We start from the raw sequence: 15,860 nt of genomic DNA, 5'->3' as shown, positions 1-15,860 counted from the left end.
ACCGACGAGGACGCCACGCCTCCCGATCAGGGCCTTCCGCCGGTACCCCGTGGTGCTGCCCGTCGCCGAGCCGCCAGAATGAGATCATGACGCGCGAGCACTCCCCGTATGTCGAGCTCGAACGGGCCGCGTGGGCCGAGCTTGCGGGCGACGCGCCACAGCCTCTGGCACCCGACGAGGTCGAGCGGGTCCGGGGCATCGGCGACGAGCTCGACCTCGAGGAGGTCCGCCAGGTCTACCTGCCGATGACGCAGCTCATCAGCATGCGCGTGCGCCTCGCCGGAGCGCTGTACGAGGCGACCGAGGAGTTCCTGCACGCACCGCAGTCGCGTCGCACGCCGTTCGTCATCGGCATCGCCGGGTCGGTGGCGGCGGGCAAGTCGACGACGGCCCGGCTGCTGCGCGAGCTGCTGGCGCAGTCGCCCGACCACCCCGTCGTCGAGCTCGTGACGACCGACGGCTTCCTGTTCCCCAATGCCGAGCTGGAGCGTCGCGGCATCCTCGACCGCAAGGGCTTCCCGGAGTCCTACGACCGCAAGGCGCTGCTGCGGTTCGTCATGGAGGTCAAGTCGGGGGTCGAGGTCGTCACGGCACCGGTCTACTCCCACCTGACGTACGACCGCACCGACGAGCTGGTGACGGTCAAGGAGCCCGACATCGTCATCGTCGAGGGACTCAACGTGCTCGCACCCGCCCGTCCGCGCGGCGACGGCTCCCCCGGTCTCGCGGTCAGCGACTTCTTCGACTTCTCGATCTACGTCGACGCCTCCGGCAAGGACCTGCGGCGCTGGTACATCGACCGGTTCCTGGCCCTGCGCAAGACCGCCTTCGCCGATCCGGAGTCGTACTTCCACCGCTACAGCGCGTTCACCGACGACGAGGCGGTGCAGCGGGCCAGCGAGCTGTGGGACTCGATCAACTGGCCCAACCTGAAGGAGAACATTGCGACGACCCGGGGCCGCGCCTCGCTCGTGCTCCGCAAGGGCTCCGACCACGCCGTCGACTGGGTCCGCCTCCGCAAGATCTGACCCCCCAAGTTCCGCGAGTGGCGCAGTTCGGTGTTTTCGAGACGGCGTTTCCCGCGAGAATGCGCCACTCGGCGACCGGTTTGCGCCACTCGCGCGGTCTCAGATCGCGCGGACGTACTCGCCCGTCCACGCCGTCTGCCGAAAACCCAGCTTCTCGTTGACGGCGATCATGTGCCGGTTGCTCGCGGCGTTGAAGGTCGTGACGCGCCTCCTCCCCTCGAGCAGGTCGGCCGAGGCCTGCATCGCGCGGATCTTGAGCGCCAGCCCCAGACCGTGGCCCCGGTGCTCGCGTCGCACCAACGTGTCCCACTGGTAGACGTCCACACCGTCGCCCGCGAAGGCGAGCTGGGTGTGGCCTGCGAGCCCGCCGCCGGCCGCACGCGCCACGACCACCTGCATCGTGCGACCGACTCGTACCAGGTCGGCCTCGTCCTTGCGGACGCGCTCGGCGTCCCAGTGCTCGTCCTCCAGCCCGGCCTCGCCACTCGGTGCCTCCGACGTCAGCATGCGACGCAGCTCGGCGTACTCGTCGACCAGCTCGTCGGGGCACGCCCCGCGCCACGTCCCGAGCGTGTATCCGGGTGCCAGCCGCAGGGGCGGCAGGGTCGCCGGGAGCGCGAGCTCGCGGACCGCGTCGAGGATGTCGAGCTCGAACCCGTGCGCCTCGGCGAACCACCGGCCCGCGTCGCCCTCGGCCTCGACGGCCCAGGCGGGCATCGAGAACGCCGTGGTCCGGCCGTGGGAGCGGGCCATCGCAAGCAGACGGTCGAGCAGTCGCGTGCCGTGGCCTCGACGACGATGCTCCGGCGGCACGAACACCTCGACGAACGCGAACCTCGTGTTGTCGCTCAGCGGCATGACGCACCAGCCGGCGGCCACCGGCGCACCCGCGTCGTCACGACCGATCACCGCGACCTTGGCGGCGTACGCATCATCGGTCAGGTTGACGCGCTTCTCGGCCGGCAGCCACGGAGCATCGAACGGCCGGCCCGACGAGCGCAGGTAGACGTCGTGGAACTCGTCAAAGGCCGACGGATCGGCGACGTCAATCTCGTCCACCCGGGCCACGGTCTCAGTCTAGGACGAGCGCGAGTGGCGCAAACCGGCTGCCGAGTGGCACATACTCGCGCGACACGCCGTCCCAGAACCGCAGAACTGCGCCAGTCGCGGGGAGGGTCAGCGGCCGAGGGTCGTGCGGACGACGCCCGCGAGGTGCTGGGCCACCGACGAGGCCTCCTCGTGCGTCGCAGCCTCGACCATGACCCGCACGAGCGGCTCGGTGCCCGACTGCCGCAGCAGCACCCGGCCGCTGTCACCGAGCCCCGCCGTCGCGATCGCGACCTCGCCGAGCAGCGTGGGGTCGGTGTCGGCCCGGGACTTGTCGACGTCGGGGACGTTGACCAGCACCTGCGGCAGCCGGGTCATGACCGAGGCCAGCTGCGACAGCGACGAACCCGTCTCGCGCATGCGAGCGGCCAGGTGCGTCGCCGTGAGCACGCCGTCACCGGTCGTGGCGTAGTCGCCCATGATGACGTGCCCCGACTGCTCGCCGCCCAGGTTGAACCCGCCGGCCCGCATCGCCTCCAACACGTAACGGTCGCCGACCGCGGTCTGGATGACCGTGAGACCCGCCGCGGAGAGCGCCTGCACGAAGCCGAGGTTGCTCATGACGGTGGCCACGACGGTGTCGTCGACGAGCGTCCCGGCGTCGTGCGCGGCGAGCGCCAGGATCGCCAGGATGTGGTCGCCGTCGACGATCGCGCCGGTCTGGTCGACCGCGAGGCAGCGGTCGGCGTCGCCGTCGAAGGCGAAGCCGACGTCGGCACCGTGCTCGACGACGGCCTTCTGCAGGTCGTCGAGGTGCGTCGACCCGCAGTTCTCGTTGATGTTGAGACCATCGGGCTCGGCGTGGATCGAGATGACCGTGGCGCCGAGCTGCTCGAACACCTGCGGACCGACCTCGAAAGCGGCGCCGTTGGCACAGTCGAGGACGACCGTGAGCCCCTCGAGACTGCGCGGCGTCGACGTCACGAGGTGCTTGACGTAGGCGGCGACACCGGCGTGGCTGTCACCGATGCGCCCCACGTCAGCACCGGTGGGCCGTTCCCAGGGCTCCTCGAGGCGCTGCTCGATGAGCAGCTCGAGGTCGTCGTCGAGCTTGAGCCCGCCACGGGCCAGGAACTTGATGCCGTTGTCGGGCATCGCGTTGTGGCTCGCCGAGATCATGACGCCCATGTCGGCGGCGAGGTGGGACGTCAGATACGCCGCCCCGGGAGTCGGCACGACCCCGAGCCGGTGCACGTCGACCCCGGCAGACGCAAGACCCGCGACCACCGCGGCCTCCAGGAATTCTCCTGAGGCGCGGGGATCGCGGGCCACGACTGCTGTGGGGCGCTGGTCGGCGAACGCACCGACCTCTCCCAGGACGTGGGCCGCGGCGACCGCGAGGTCGACGGCGAGCTCGGCGGTCAGATCACGATTCGCGACTCCGCGAACGCCATCGGTGCCAAAGATGCGGCCCACGTGGGATCAGCGCTTGCTGTACTGAGGTGCCTTGCGCGCCTTCTTGAGACCAGCCTTCTTGCGCTCCTTGATGCGCGAGTCGCGCGTCAGGAGTCCGGCCTTCTTGAGGACCGGGCGGTTGGCCTCTTCGTCGATCTGGTTGAGCGAGCGGGCGACGCCGAGACGCAGAGCGCCGGCCTGACCCGTCATGCCGCCGCCGGTGACCCGGGCGATGACGTCGAAGCGGTCCTGCAGACCGGTCTCGGCGAAGGCCTCCTTGGCGATCTGCTGGTGCAGCTTGTTGGGGAGGTACTCCTCGAGCGGCTTGCCGTTGACGGTCCAGACGCCGGTGCCGGGGACGATGCGCACGCGGGCGATGGCCTCCTTGCGGCGGCCCGTCGCAGCACCGGGAGCGATCGTCGCCGGCTTGTCGGAGACAGCCGCGGAACCAGCGGTCTCGGAGGTGTACGCGACGCCGTCGGCGTTGGGCGTGAAGTCTTCTGTAGCGGTCTCGGTCACGATGTTCGTCCTTACTGGGAGATCTGCGTGATCTCGAACGGCTGGGGCTTCTGGGCGCTGTGCGGGTGCTCGGGGCCGGAGTAGACCTTGAGCTTCGTGATCAGCTGATCGCCCAGACGGTTCTTGGGGAGCATGCCGCGGACCGACTTCTCGATCGCCTTGCGGGCATCCTTGTCGAGCAGGTCGCCGTACGCGATGGACTTGAGTCCACCCGGGTAGCCGCTGTGACGGTAGGCGAGCTTGTCGGTGCGCTTGTTGCCCGACAGGGCCACCTTCTCGGCGTTGACGATGATGACGAAGTCGCCACCGTCGACGTGCGGCGCGTAGGTCGGCTTGTGCTTGCCGCGCAGCAGCGTCGCAGCCTGGACGGCGAGACGGCCGAGGACGATGTCCTGGGCGTCGATGACGTGCCACTGACGGGTGATGTCAGACGGCTTGGGGCTGAACGTGCGCACGGCGTGACCTTCTCGTTCTTGGGGGTGGTGGCTGGCGAATCTGCATCCAGCTCTGCGGCGGTCGGTGCCCGGACGCGAATGGCTGGGCACATCGACACACTAGGTTAACCGGCCACGACCGAGAAGGTCAAAACGAGCCCCCCGCAGTGGCCTCCGCCACCCTTCCGGACGACCCCGCTCGTGATGAGTCTTCCCTCACGTCTAGGTTGAATGGTGAACGGCACCATCAAGGCCGCTCCGTCTTTCACGTCACAGGAGACCCATCGTGACCGAGAACCACACGCTCACCGTCCGCGACAACCGCACGGGTGAGGAGTACGAGCTCCCCATCACCGACGGCACCGTCCGCGCCAGCGACTTCGGCAAGATCGGCAAGACCGAGGACGAACCGGGCCTGGCCGTCTACGACCCGGGCTTCACCAACACCGCCTCGACGCGCAGTGCCGTCACCTACATCGACGGCGACAAGGGCATCCTGGAGTACCGCGGCTATCCCATCGAGCAGCTGGCCGAGAAGTCGACCTACCTCGAGGTCGCCTACCTGCTCATCCACGGCGAGCTGCCGACCCGCGAGCAGCACGACAAGTGGGTGCACGAGATCACGTTCCACACGTTCGTGCACGAGAACCTCAAGTCGCAGCTGCAGGGATTCCGCTACGACGCGCACCCCATGGGCATGCTGCTGTCGAGCGTCGGCGCGCTGTCGACGTTCTACCCCGAGGCCCGCAACATCAGCGACCCGCAGGTGCGCCACGACCAGGTCGTCCGCCTCATCGCCAAGATGCCGACGCTGGGTGCCTGGTCGTTCCGGCACGCGCAGGGCAAGCCGTACGTCTACCCCGACAACGAGCTGACCTACACCGAGAACTTCCTGTCGATGCTGTTCAAGATGTCCGAGCAGAAGTACAACCCCGACCCGCGCCTGGCCAAGGCCCTCGAGGTGCTGTTCATCCTGCACGCCGACCACGAGCAGAACTGCTCGACCAACGCGGTCCGCTCCGTCGGCTCGAGCCAGGTCGACCCGTACTCGGCCGTCAGCGCCGGCATCGCGGCCCTCTACGGCCCGCTGCACGGTGGCGCCAACGAGGCCGTGCTCAAGATGCTGAAGCGCATCAAGGTGCCCGAGAACATCCCCGCGTTCATCGAGGGCGTCAAGAAGGGTGACGAGAAGCTCATGGGCTTCGGTCACCGCGTCTACAAGAACTTCGACCCTCGCGCCACGATCATCAAGAAGGCCGTCGACGACGTCTTCGAGGTCACCGGCGTCAACCCGCTGCTCGAGATCGCCCAGGAGCTGGAGCGCATCGCGCTGGAGGACGACTACTTCGTCAGCCGCAAGCTCTACCCCAACGTCGACTTCTACTCGGGCCTGATCTACGAGGCGCTGCAGTTCCCGCCCGAGATGTTCACGGTCCTGTTCGCGATCCCGCGCACGTCCGGCTGGCTCGCCCAGTGGATCGAGCTCGTGGACGACAAGGAGCAGAAGATCGCCCGTCCCAAGCAGATCTACACGGGTGACCGCCAGCTGACCTTCCCGTCGGCCGAGGAGCGCTGGTCCAGGTGACACGCGCCGAGGGCTCCCACCGTTCGCGGTGGGGGCCCTCGGCGTATGCGGGCTACCTGACCCTGACCGAGCGGACGACGGACCTGCTGCCCAGGAACACTCCTCCACCGTCATAGATGACCCGCAGCCGGTGGATGCCCTTGCGCTTGAGGCGCGGCGTCTTGACCGTGATGCTGCCGTTGCGGCCGACCGACACATAGGCCGAGCGGACGACTCTCGACCCGTCGAACAGCCGGATGCGTCCTGTCGGACGGCTGGCGCCCGACGGGGCTCGCAAAGTGACGCGCACGACCGCTCGTCCGCCCTTGCGCACGAAGCTGGTGGCGGTCCTGGCCGACACCGAGGTCGATACCTTGCGCGGTGCGGCGGGCGGCGCTGCCGCACGGGACGTCAAGCCCGGAGCGCGTCCGAGGTCGAGCACTCCCGCTGTCGCCGGGCTCGTGGCGGGCTGCACCATGGCCGGCAGAGCAGCCTCGATCTGGGCTCCTGACATGCCCACAGACGCCAACAGCGCGGCCGCTCCCGCGACGGCCGGAGTGGCCATGCTGGTGCCCGACAGGCGGGCGTACAGATCTTGGCCCCCGGCGGAGGTCTCGGCGTACGTCGAGAGCACCCTGACTCCCGGTGCCGAGATGTCGACCGTCGGGCCGAAGTTCGAGAACGACGCCCGGGCACCAGAGTCATCTGTCGCGCCGACCGTGATGACACCGGGGCAGTTGGCCGGGGAGTATCCGGCCGCGTCCTTGGCGGCGTTGCCAGCTGCGGCGATCACCACGACACCGCGGCTGCGGGCGGAGCTGATCGCGCTGGCCAGCGTCGTGGTGCACGGACCCGGGCCCGCCAACGACATCGAGATGACCTGGACCGGATTCGCGTTGGTGGGCACGCCCGTCTGCGGCGAACCGGACGCCCACCGGATGCCTCGGGCGATCACGGAGTCACTGCCCGATCCTTCGGCGTCCAGGACCCTGACCGGCACGAGCGAGACACCGGGTGCGACTCCGGCCACGCCCCTGCGGTTGCCGGCCAGCGCTGCGACGGTGCCGGCCACGTGCGTGCCGTGGAAGTCTCCGGGGTCGGTGGGGTCACTGTCGAGGTTTACGGCGTCGTACCCAGGCGACCACGACAGGTCCGGGTGCGACGTTCGCCCTGTGTCGAGCACCGCGACGCGGACGCCGGGCGTGCCCATGGTCTGCTGCCAGAAGACGGGAGCGTGCGTGCTGTAGCCACCGCCCGGCAGTGCCGTGTCCCACAGGTTCTTCTGCGCCGGGAAGAACGGGTCGTTGACCGCCACGGGCGGCGCGTCGGCCGTCGTGCGCACGTAGTCGGGTTCGGCATCGCTCACCCCGGATCGCAACTCCAGCTCGGCGGCCAGCCGGGTGGCGACGGCACCGGGCACCGGCTCGTTGAAGCTGACGACCCGTGTGGGTCCCGGGCCAGCCGCGACGCCGTCGACCGCGAGTGACCCCGCGGACAGATCCATCGTCACGGCTTCGATGCTCGCGCTGCTGCGCGTCGTCGTGACGACCAGACCGGACGCCACCGGCTCTTCGCCCGTGCTCAGGACCGCGACGGACGGCCCAGTGGGCCGTCCCGGCTCGTCTGCGCCGGCCGCAGGAGCCACCAGCAGGCCGAAGACCAGCGCGATCGCGGGCGCTGCGGACCTGGACGCGAGGCGGCGCATGCGGACTCCTGAGGTCGGTGAGAACCTCACGGTACTGGAGGTTGCCGCGCCCGGCCCGGTGATCCGGGAAGGCGGCTCGCAACCGGTAGCGTGGCCGGGTGCGCTTGCGACTCGACCTGTCCTACGACGGGACCGACTTCCGTGGCTGGGCCACCCAGCCGGGCCTCCGCACCGTCCAGGGCGAGGTCGAGCGGGCGATCGGCACGGTCCTGCGCCTCGAGGCGCCCCCTCAGCTCACGTGCGCGGGACGCACCGATGCGGGCGTGCATGCCCGCGGTCAGGTCGCACACGTCGACCTCGACGACGTCGACCCGTCCACGCTCGAGCGTCGCCTGCGACGACTCCTGCCGTCCGACATCGCCCTGCGGTCGCTGTCGGTGGCCCCTCCCGGCTTCGACGCCCGGTTCGCCGCTGTCGAGCGCCGCTACGTCTACCGCATCTGCGACGCTCCGGCCGGCCCCGATCCCTTGGTCCGCGGGACGGTCGTGGCCTGGCGACGCCCACTCGACGTCGACGCCATGAACGCCGCCGGTGCCCACCTGCTCGGCGAGCACGACTTCGCCGCCTTCTGCCGCCGGCGGGAGGGGGCCACCACGATCAGGACGCTCCTCGAGCTCAGCACCGTCCGGTCGGGCGACCTGGTCGAGACGACGGTCCGCGCCGACGCGTTCTGCCACTCCATGGTGCGGGCACTCATGGGTGCCCTCGTCGCGGTGGGAGAGGGACGGTTCGAGCCGGCCTGGTCGGCCGAGGTGCTGGCCCACGCTGTCCGCGACACCCGAGTCACGGTCATGCCGGCCCACGGGCTGGTGCTCGAGCAGGTCACCTACCCGGACGACGGCGGCCTGGCCGCTCGAGCGGTCGCGTCCAGGCGTCGGCGCGACGAGCCCCCGGCGACCTCCCGCACCTGAGACACTCGAGTCATGCCGGTCACCTGGGACGACGTGGTCACCTTCGCCTCGACCCTGCCCGAGGTGGCCGAATCGACCTCGTACGGAACTCCCGCGGTCAAGGTCGCTGGCAAGCTCATGGGCCGGCTGCGCACCGACTCCGACGGCGGATTCGCGCTGCGCTGCTCCGCGACCGACAAGGCGGCGCTCGTGCAGGGCGCCGACCCCGCGTTCTACACGACCCCTCACTACGACGGCCACGACTACGTCCTCGTCGACCTCGACGCGGTGGACGCCGATGAGCTGTTCGAGCTCGTCGACGCGGCCTGGTACCTCGTCGCGCCCGCGACCGTGCGCACGGCGCGTGACGCATGAGCGCCCTGCTCGCGTCCTGGGCGGCCGTGCTGGCCCTGACGGCCGCGCCCGTGACGCTGCCACCCACCGCGGGGGTGGCAGATTACCAGCTCGGCGGGGCCTATGAGCCGGCTCAGGACGTGCAGATCGTGACGCGCGACCGGTCCGAGCAGCCGGCACCCGGCCGCTACTCCATCTGCTACGTCAACTCCTTCCAGACCCAGCCCGGCACGCTGCGGTGGTGGCGCGCGAAGCACCCCACCCTGCTGCTGCGCGACGGCGACGGGCAACTCGTCCGCGACCCCGGCTGGCCCGACGAGGTGCTGCTCGACATCCGCACCTCCGCGAAGCGCGAGGAGCTCGGCCGGCTCAACGGTGCCTGGTTCGACCAGTGCCACCGCAAGGGCTTCGCGGCGGTCGAGCCCGACAACCTCGACTCCTGGACCCGGTCGAAGGGACGTCTGACCAAGAAGCAGGCGATCGCCTTCGCACGACGTCTCGTGCGCGAGGCCCACGCGTCGGGCACCGCGATCGCCCAGAAGAACACGCCGCAGCTGAGCCGCCTCGGGCTCGGCTTCGACTTCGCCGTCGCCGAGGAGTGCGAGGTCTACCGCGAGTGCGGTGCCTACACGCGCACGTACGGCACGCGGCTCATCGAGATCGAGTACTCCGACAACGGGCGGGCCTCCTTCAGACGCGCATGCGCTGCCCGCTCCGGACGGGCGTCGATCCTGCTGCGCGACCGCGACGTCACACCGCGCGACTCGAAACGCTACGTCTTCCGCACCTGCTGACCCGTCACGACGGCATCTCGGCGGCGATGACCTCGTCACCCGCCGCATCGACGACGCGGAAGCTCGCGGCCTCGTCGAGCAGCACCGAGGAGCTCATGTCGCAGATGACGCGGGTGTCGGCGACGCCGAGGATCTCCCCGGCCTCGTGCCGGCTGCCGTCGTCGGCCACGACCCACATCGTGAACCGCTCACCCGCCCGGAGCCCCGTCGCCTGCAGCTTGATCTCGACGCCCCACGTGTGGTCGACCAGTCCCGCGGTGGCCGTCACGCCCTGCGCGACCTGCACCTGCGGCACCGCGATGACGGTCGGTGTGGGCGTGGTGTCCCGCACGACCACCGCCGTGACCACCGCGGCGGCCGCTGCTGCGGCAAGTGCGGCACCCACGACCACCGGCCATCGGCGGTCACGGATCGACTCCGGGGGCAGAGCGCGGCGAATCCGGTCGTCGAGTCCGGGCGGCGGCATCATGCCGGCGGGCAGCACGGCATCGGGATCGATCCCGCGCAGCGCAGCCACGACAGGCTGGATCTCGGCGAGGTCGGCCGCACAGGCGTCGCACCCGGCCAGGTGCTCGCGCACCTGTTCGTGCTCGGCAGCGTCGAGCTGACCGAGGGCGTAGGCCCCCAGCGCCTCGCGCAGCTCTTCGTGGCTCACGGCTCGACCACCATCGTCGCCATCGCGGTGCGCAGCTGCCGCAGCCCGTGGAACACCCGGCTCCGCAGGGTGCTGACAGGCACGCCCAGCTCGCCCGCGACGTCCTCGTACGACCGGTCGCGCAGGTAGGTCTCGACGATCGCGGCGCGGTGGTCGTCGCTGATGAGCTCGAGGGCGCGGGTGATCAGGTCGGCATCGGCCACCGCGGCACTCTGGTCACTCATGTGGTCCTCTCCGTGTGCCTCGGCGGCGGCGGACAGCGACGTCGCGCGTCCTCGTGCGATCAGGTGGTCGGTGACGACATTGCGGGCGATCGCGAACAGCCACGTGCGCAAGGATGCCACCGACGGGTCGAACCTGTCGCCGGCACGCCACGCCCGGACGATCGTCTCCTGCACGACGTCCTGGGCCGCGGCATCGTCTGACAGCCGCGCGAGGGCGAAGCGGTAGAGCTCGGCACCGTGGCGGTCGTAGCCCTCCCGGGCCAGTGCGTCAGGCGTCGAGGGACGGCCGACATCGTCACCGGCCCGGGAGGTCCTCCACGGTGCCACCAACGCTGCTCCTGCGACTCATCGTGCGGGGGCCGCACCCGGCTGGGCGCAGCCCCCTGCGACTCAGGGCTGCGGGATGGCGAGGTCGGCGATGTCCTTGTCGAACTTTGCCACCTTGGTGAACTTCCCGCTCAGCAGATTCACGCTGTACAGCGTCGCCAGGCCACCGCTGGTGGGACGGATCGACGCGTAGCCGGTGTTGTCGACCGTGCGCGTGCCCTGGTTGGATCCGACGATGTCGAAGCCGGCCACGGGTCCCTGGCGGGGACCGAACGGTCCCGACACGAGCAGGTTGCCCGAGTTCGCGGGGACCTGCTGCACGACCTGGTCGCGCGTCATGTCGAGGTTGAACAGCGTCGTGCCCGAGCGGGGGTCGTTGTCGCTGTTGGTGTAGCCGGCAGCCGTGATGCCCGTGGCCGTAGCGCCGTCGTAGTTGAGCTTGCCGTCGACGGCCGTGGTCGCAGCGGGCTGCGTCACGTCGTGGCGCAGGCTCTGGCCCGAATCGCTGATGATGCGCAGGCGGTCGGCCGCGGGGTTGAAGTCGACGCCGAAGTGGGTGCCGTCGAGCGCCACGCTCAGCTGCGAGACCTTGCGGACGTCGCCGTTGCCGCGGTTGATGACGTAGACGCCACCCTTGTCGCCGACGCCGTACGCCTTGTGGTCGGCCGGACGCTCGTCGATGCCGATGAGCCGCACGTCGCCGGTCAGGCCCTTGGCCTGGCCGAGCGCCTTGGTGCGCTTGGCGGTGGACAGGTCGAAGATCGAGAGGTTCTTGCCGTTGGACGACAGACCGAGCGCCGTCTTGGGGACGGTCGCAGCCTGGGCCGCGCCGATCGCGGCGAGGCCGGTGCCTGCCGTGAGTGCCGTGACGGCTCCGAGGGCGATGAGATGACGGGTGCGCTGGCGCATGGATTCCTCCGTTGTCAGGGACGGCCGTGATGCCGACCACACAGGGTGTACCCCTGCGGAGCCTCCAGCGTTGACTATCCGCCGAAGTTTCTGCGAACACCCACTGGAAGACTGGCGTCGTGAGCGGCCACTACTTCGACGACGTGCCCTCTGGCGACGACCGCCGGCGCGACGTGACCGTCGTGATCGGTGGACGCGAGTCGGTCTTCACGACCTCTGGCGGCGTGTTCTCGCACGACGGTCTCGACAAGGCCACCGCGGTGCTGCTGGCCTCTGCCCCACCCCCGACGTCCGGGGTGGTCCTCGACCTCGGCTGCGGGTGGGGTCCCATCGCGTGCACCGTCGCCGCGGCCGGTGCCACGGTGTGGGCCGTCGACGTCAACCAGCGCGCCCTCGACCTCACCGCGGTCAATGCCGAGCGGCACGGCGTCACGGTGCGAACCGCCCTGCCGGACGACGTGCCGGGCGGAGTCGTGTTCGACCACATCTGGTCGAACCCGCCGATCCGCATCGGCAAGCAGGCGCTCCACGACCTGCTGCTGCGCTGGCTGCCACGCCTCGCGCCGGACGGCTCCGCGCGACTCGTCGTCGGAAAGAACCTCGGTGCCGACTCGCTGCAGCGCTGGCTGGTCGAGCAGGGCTGGCCGACCGCCCGGGTCGGCAGCGAGAAGGGCTTCCGCCTGCTCGAGGTGCGACGCACGTCCTGAGAGCCCGGGACGCACGAACGCCCGCCACCTGATGGTGACGGGCGTGCGCGATGCGACAGGTGCTACTTGGCGTCGTCGCCCTCGGTCGAGCTCTCGACGGCCTCGGCGGCAGCAGGAGCGTCCTCGGACGCCTCGACCACGTCGACGTCGGTACCGAGGTCGTCGCCGGGAGCGACGTCATCGGCAGGCTTGTCCTCGACCACGGCCGGAGCAGCCGCCGCGGGGGCGGACTTCTTCGGCGTCTGGTTCTGGGCACCGAACGACTTGGCCTCGACGATCTCGATGACGGCCATGGGGGCGTTGTCGCCCTTGCGCGGCGCGACCTTCGTGATGCGCGTGTAGCCGCCGGGACGGGTCGCCATGGCGGGACCGATCTCGGTGAACAGCGTGTGCAGGATGCTCTTGTCGCGGATGACCTTGACGACCTGGCGGCGGTTGGCCACAGTGTCGGTCTTGGCCTTGGTGATCAGCGACTCGGCGTAGGGACGCAGACGGCGCGCCTTGGCCTCGGTGGTCGTGATCTTGCCGTGCTCGAACAGGTTCTGCGCGAGGTTGGCCAGGATCAGGCGCTGGTGCGCCGGGCTACCGCCGAGGCGGGGTCCCTTGGTGGGGGTGGGCATGTTGTGTCTCCAGAATCAATCGGGCGGTGAGCCGTGATCGAGCAGTACTCAGTACTGCTCGTCCTCGGCGAAGCTGGCGTCGTCGTCGTACGCGTCGATGGCTGCGGTCGGGTCGAACCCGGCCGGGCTGTCCTTGAGCGCGAGACCCATCTCGTTGAGCTTGGCCTTGACCTCGTCGATCGACTTCGAACCGAAGTTGCGGATGTCGAGCAGGTCCTGCTCCGAGCGCGTGATGAGCTCGCCCACGGTGTGGACGCCCTCGCGCTTGAGGCAGTTGTAGGAGCGCACCGTGAAGTTGAGGTCCTCGATCGGCAGGGCCAGGTCGGCAGCGAGCTGCTCGTCGACCGGGCTGGGGCCGATGTCGATGCCCTCGGCCTCGACGTTGAGCTCACGGGCCAGACCGAACAGCTCGACGAGCGTCGAACCGGCCGACGCGATGGCGTCGCGGGGAAGGATCGACTTCTTGGTCTCGACATCGATGACGAGCTTGTCGAAGTCGGTGCGCTGCTCGACGCGGGTGGCCTCGACCTTGTACGTCACCTTGAGGACCGGCGAGTAGATCGAGTCGACCGGCATGCGGCCGATCTCTTCGTCACCGGACTTGTTCTGCACGGCCGAGACGTAGCCGCGGCCACGCTCGACGACGAGCTCGATCTCGATCTTGCCCTTGGCGTTGAGCGTCGCGATGTGCAGGTCGGGGTTGTGGACCTCGACACCGGCCGGGGGCTGGATGTCGGCGGCGGTCACGTCACCGGCGCCCTCCTTGCGGAGGTACATGACGACGGGCTCGTCGTTCTCGGAGGAGACGACCAGACCCTTCAGGTTCAGGATGATCTCGGTGACGTCCTCGGTCACGCCGGGGACGGTCGAGAACTCGTGCAGGACACCGTCGATCTTGATCGAGGTGACGGCCGCACCCGGGATCGACGACAGCAGCGTGCGACGCAGCGAGTTGCCGAGGGTGTAGCCGAAGCCGGGCTCGAGGGGCTCGATGACGAACCGCGAACGGAACTCGTCGACGACCTCTTCGGACAGGGCGGGGCGCTGGGCGATCAGCATGTGTTCTTTCCTTTCCGGACCGACCTCTATTTGAAGGCCCGGGTCGCGCGCCGGCCACCTGTGGAGGTGGCCGGCGCAGGGGGGATCAGATCTTGGAGTAGAACTCCACGATCAGCTGTTCCTGGATCGGAACCGTGATCTGCTCGCGGATCGGCTGGGCGTGGACGAGGATGCGACCGCGATCGGGCGCGACATCCATCCAGCCGGGAACCGTGTCCTTGTCGTGCGTCTCACGCGCGACGATGAACGGCGTGGTTTCCAGCGACTTGGGCTTGACGTCGATGATGTCGTGCTTGCTCACCTGGAACGACGGGATGTCGGTCTTGACGCCGTTGACGATGAAGTGACCGTGGTTCACGAGCTGACGGGCGTGACGACGCGTGCGGGCGAACCCGGCACGGTAGACGACGTTGTCGAGACGCGACTCCAGGATCTGGAGCAGGTTGTCGCCGGTCTTGCCGGGACGACGCGAGGCGAGCTCGTAGTACTTGCGGAACTGCTTCTCGAGCACTCCGTAGGTGTAGCGCGCCTTCTGCTTCTCGAGCAGCTGGTTGCGGTACTCCGACTCCTTGACGCGCGCGCGGCCGTGCTGGCCGGGAGGGTAAGGACGCTTTTCGAATGCAGCGTCACCACCGACGAGGTCGATGCCGAGACGGCGCGACTTCTTGGTGAGAGGTCCGGTGTAACGGGCCATGGTTGATAACTCCTAGAACTGTGGATTCAGGCAAGCAGTCGTCAGAGACGACGGTGCTTGGGGGGACGGCAGCCGTTGTGGGGGCTGGGGGTCACGTCGGAGATGGTGCCGACCTCGAGGCCGACTCCGCTCAGCGACCGGATCGCCGTCTCGCGGCCCGATCCGGGGCCCTTCACGAAGACGTCGACCTTCTTCATCCCGTGCTCCATCGCCTGACGACCGGCCGACTCGGCAGCCATGCCGGCTGCGAACGGGGTCGACTTGCGGGAGCCCTTGAAACCGACGGTTCCGCCGGAGGCCCAGGAGATCACAGCGCCCGTGGGGTCGGTGATCGTGACGTGGGTGTTGTTGAACGTGCTCTTGATGTGGGCTTCGCCCGCAGCGACGTTCTTCTTTTCCTTGCGGCGGACCTTCTTGCCAGCTGACTTAGGAGGCATGCGCTATCACTTCTTCTTTCCGGCGACGGTGCGCTTGGGGCCCTTGCGGGTGCGCGCGTTGGTCTTGGTGCGCTGGCCACGGACGGGCAGGTGCGCACGGTGGCGACGGCCCTGGTAGCTGCCGATCTCCATCTTGCGGCGAATGTCTGCCGTGACCGTGCGACGCAGGTCGCCCTCGGTCTGGTAGTTCGCTTCGATGTGATCGCGGAGCGCTACGAGGTCGTTGTCGTCGAGCTCGTGGACTCGCTTGTCCGGGCTGATGCCGGTTGCTGCGAGGGTCTCGGTGGCGCGGGTGCGGCCGATTCCGAAGACGTACGTGAGTGCGATCTCGATGCGCTTTTCGCGCGGGAGGTCGACTCCTACGAGGCGTGCCATCTAGGCAGTTCCTTCCATTGTGCGAGGTGTGGTCACCTGATGCGTCCTGGCTGCCTCCCAGAA

19 protein-coding genes are annotated in these 15,860 nt (G+C 69.2%); 6 read left to right on the top strand and 13 right to left on the bottom strand.

What is annotated here, in order from left to right; translation table 11 throughout:
• Positions 1–86 precede the first annotated feature (86 nt).
• Positions 87–1,028: a type I pantothenate kinase gene (gene coaA / locus JOF40_RS09470; RefSeq protein ID WP_129185665.1), complete on the top strand. Its 942-nt coding sequence runs from the start codon at positions 87–89 to the stop codon at positions 1,026–1,028.
• Positions 1,029–1,127: 99 nt separating this feature from the next.
• On the opposite strand, the gene JOF40_RS09465 is transcribed toward coaA, so the two are convergent.
• From JOF40_RS09465 to rplM, 4 genes are all read right to left on the bottom strand, one after another.
• On the bottom strand, positions 1,128–2,087 hold the full coding sequence (locus tag JOF40_RS09465) for a GNAT family N-acetyltransferase (protein ID WP_209674482.1): 960 nt from the start codon (positions 2,085–2,087) through the stop codon (positions 1,128–1,130).
• A 117-nt stretch (positions 2,088–2,204) separates the two neighbouring features.
• A complete protein-coding gene (glmM, locus tag JOF40_RS09460; protein ID WP_129185661.1) occupies positions 2,205–3,551 on the bottom strand; it encodes a phosphoglucosamine mutase in 1,347 nt (448 codons plus the stop codon).
• A 6-nt stretch (positions 3,552–3,557) separates the two neighbouring features.
• Positions 3,558–4,049 carry a 30S ribosomal protein S9 gene (rpsI, locus tag JOF40_RS09455; RefSeq protein ID WP_129185659.1) on the bottom strand — a complete coding sequence of 164 codons (492 nt, stop codon included), beginning with the start codon at positions 4,047–4,049 and terminating at the stop codon, positions 3,558–3,560.
• A gap of 11 nt (positions 4,050–4,060) precedes the next feature.
• Positions 4,061–4,504, bottom strand: coding sequence for a 50S ribosomal protein L13 (gene rplM, locus JOF40_RS09450; RefSeq protein WP_129185658.1), 444 nt, complete (start codon positions 4,502–4,504; stop codon positions 4,061–4,063).
• Between the two features lie 265 nt (positions 4,505–4,769).
• Between rplM and JOF40_RS09445 the strand changes: the two genes are divergently transcribed.
• Complete coding sequence (locus tag JOF40_RS09445) at positions 4,770–6,068, top strand: citrate synthase (protein WP_129185656.1); 1,299 nt, start codon at positions 4,770–4,772, stop codon at positions 6,066–6,068.
• Positions 6,069–6,120: 52 nt separating this feature from the next.
• On the opposite strand, the gene JOF40_RS09440 is transcribed toward JOF40_RS09445, so the two are convergent.
• On the bottom strand, positions 6,121–7,752 hold the full coding sequence (locus JOF40_RS09440) for a S8 family serine peptidase (protein WP_129185654.1): 1,632 nt from the start codon (positions 7,750–7,752) through the stop codon (positions 6,121–6,123).
• 98 nt (positions 7,753–7,850) lie between these two features.
• On the opposite strand from JOF40_RS09440, the gene truA reads away from it, so the two are divergent.
• The 3 genes from truA to JOF40_RS09425 are packed head-to-tail and all read left to right on the top strand — an operon-like array spanning position 7,851 to position 9,790.
• The gene (gene truA / locus JOF40_RS09435; protein WP_129185652.1) at positions 7,851–8,663 is read left to right on the top strand and encodes a tRNA pseudouridine(38-40) synthase TruA; all 813 of its coding nucleotides are present in this window, start codon (positions 7,851–7,853) and stop codon (positions 8,661–8,663) included.
• A gap of 12 nt (positions 8,664–8,675) precedes the next feature.
• Positions 8,676–9,017, top strand: a complete 342-nt coding sequence (locus tag JOF40_RS09430; protein WP_129185650.1) for an MmcQ/YjbR family DNA-binding protein — start codon at positions 8,676–8,678, stop codon at positions 9,015–9,017.
• A complete protein-coding gene (locus tag JOF40_RS09425) occupies positions 9,014–9,790 on the top strand; it encodes an endo alpha-1,4 polygalactosaminidase (protein WP_129185649.1) in 777 nt (258 codons plus the stop codon). Before JOF40_RS09430 ends, JOF40_RS09425 begins: the two co-directional genes overlap by 4 nt.
• Positions 9,791–9,794: 4 nt before the next feature.
• On the opposite strand, the gene JOF40_RS09420 is transcribed toward JOF40_RS09425, so the two are convergent.
• The 3 genes from JOF40_RS09420 to JOF40_RS09410 form a co-directional block, all read right to left on the bottom strand.
• Entirely contained in the window at positions 9,795–10,445 is a 651-nt protein-coding gene (locus JOF40_RS09420) for an anti-sigma factor family protein (protein ID WP_129185648.1), read from the bottom strand.
• Positions 10,442–10,996: an RNA polymerase sigma factor gene (locus tag JOF40_RS09415; protein ID WP_246152890.1), complete on the bottom strand. Its 555-nt coding sequence runs from the start codon at positions 10,994–10,996 to the stop codon at positions 10,442–10,444. The genes JOF40_RS09420 and JOF40_RS09415 overlap by 4 nt, the downstream gene beginning before the upstream one ends.
• Before the next feature lie 63 nt (positions 10,997–11,059).
• Positions 11,060–11,905, bottom strand: coding sequence for a DUF4394 domain-containing protein (locus JOF40_RS09410; protein ID WP_129185647.1), 846 nt, complete (start codon positions 11,903–11,905; stop codon positions 11,060–11,062).
• Positions 11,906–12,024: 119 nt separating this feature from the next.
• Between JOF40_RS09410 and JOF40_RS09405 the strand changes: the two genes are divergently transcribed.
• Complete coding sequence (locus tag JOF40_RS09405; protein WP_129185646.1) at positions 12,025–12,612, top strand: class I SAM-dependent methyltransferase; 588 nt, start codon at positions 12,025–12,027, stop codon at positions 12,610–12,612.
• A gap of 62 nt (positions 12,613–12,674) precedes the next feature.
• Here the strand turns inward: JOF40_RS09405 and rplQ are convergent, their stop codons facing one another.
• The 5 genes from rplQ to rpsM all read right to left on the bottom strand — a co-directional run bounded on the left by rplQ (position 12,675) and on the right by rpsM (position 15,797).
• Positions 12,675–13,232, bottom strand: a complete 558-nt coding sequence (gene rplQ, locus JOF40_RS09400; protein ID WP_129185645.1) for a 50S ribosomal protein L17 — start codon at positions 13,230–13,232, stop codon at positions 12,675–12,677.
• Positions 13,233–13,280: 48 nt separating this feature from the next.
• Positions 13,281–14,291 (bottom strand): DNA-directed RNA polymerase subunit alpha, encoded by a 1,011-nt coding sequence (locus JOF40_RS09395; RefSeq protein WP_129185644.1) that lies wholly within the window; start codon positions 14,289–14,291, stop codon positions 13,281–13,283.
• Between the two features lie 85 nt (positions 14,292–14,376).
• The gene (gene rpsD / locus JOF40_RS09390; protein ID WP_129185643.1) at positions 14,377–14,985 is read right to left on the bottom strand and encodes a 30S ribosomal protein S4; all 609 of its coding nucleotides are present in this window, start codon (positions 14,983–14,985) and stop codon (positions 14,377–14,379) included.
• A gap of 41 nt (positions 14,986–15,026) precedes the next feature.
• The gene (rpsK, locus tag JOF40_RS09385; RefSeq protein WP_056606241.1) at positions 15,027–15,422 is read right to left on the bottom strand and encodes a 30S ribosomal protein S11; all 396 of its coding nucleotides are present in this window, start codon (positions 15,420–15,422) and stop codon (positions 15,027–15,029) included.
• A 6-nt stretch (positions 15,423–15,428) separates the two neighbouring features.
• On the bottom strand, positions 15,429–15,797 hold the full coding sequence (gene rpsM, locus JOF40_RS09380; protein ID WP_056606237.1) for a 30S ribosomal protein S13: 369 nt from the start codon (positions 15,795–15,797) through the stop codon (positions 15,429–15,431).
• Positions 15,798–15,860: the final 63 nt, after the last annotated feature.

Source organism: Aeromicrobium fastidiosum (genome assembly GCF_017876595.1).
Lineage (GTDB): Bacteria > Actinomycetota > Actinomycetes > Propionibacteriales > Nocardioidaceae > Aeromicrobium > Aeromicrobium fastidiosum.
This window is presented reverse-complemented; position numbering and strand designations above follow the sequence as displayed.

Coding starts and splice junctions, on each gene's coding strand:
- JOF40_RS09395 (WP_129185644.1), bottom strand. CDS start 14,291: ATGCTGATCGCCCAGCGCCCCGCCCTGTCCGAAGAGGTCGTCGACGAG.
- coaA (WP_129185665.1), top strand. CDS start 87: ATGACGCGCGAGCACTCCCCGTATGTCGAGCTCGAACGGGCCGCGTGG.
- JOF40_RS09425 (WP_129185649.1), top strand. CDS start 9,014: ATGAGCGCCCTGCTCGCGTCCTGGGCGGCCGTGCTGGCCCTGACGGCC.
- JOF40_RS09440 (WP_129185654.1), bottom strand. CDS start 7,752: ATGCGCCGCCTCGCGTCCAGGTCCGCAGCGCCCGCGATCGCGCTGGTC.
- JOF40_RS09410 (WP_129185647.1), bottom strand. CDS start 11,905: ATGCGCCAGCGCACCCGTCATCTCATCGCCCTCGGAGCCGTCACGGCA.
- rplQ (WP_129185645.1), bottom strand. CDS start 13,232: ATGCCCACCCCCACCAAGGGACCCCGCCTCGGCGGTAGCCCGGCGCAC.
- rpsK (WP_056606241.1), bottom strand. CDS start 15,422: ATGCCTCCTAAGTCAGCTGGCAAGAAGGTCCGCCGCAAGGAAAAGAAG.
- JOF40_RS09430 (WP_129185650.1), top strand. CDS start 8,676: ATGCCGGTCACCTGGGACGACGTGGTCACCTTCGCCTCGACCCTGCCC.
- rpsM (WP_056606237.1), bottom strand. CDS start 15,797: ATGGCACGCCTCGTAGGAGTCGACCTCCCGCGCGAAAAGCGCATCGAG.
- rpsD (WP_129185643.1), bottom strand. CDS start 14,985: ATGGCCCGTTACACCGGACCTCTCACCAAGAAGTCGCGCCGTCTCGGC.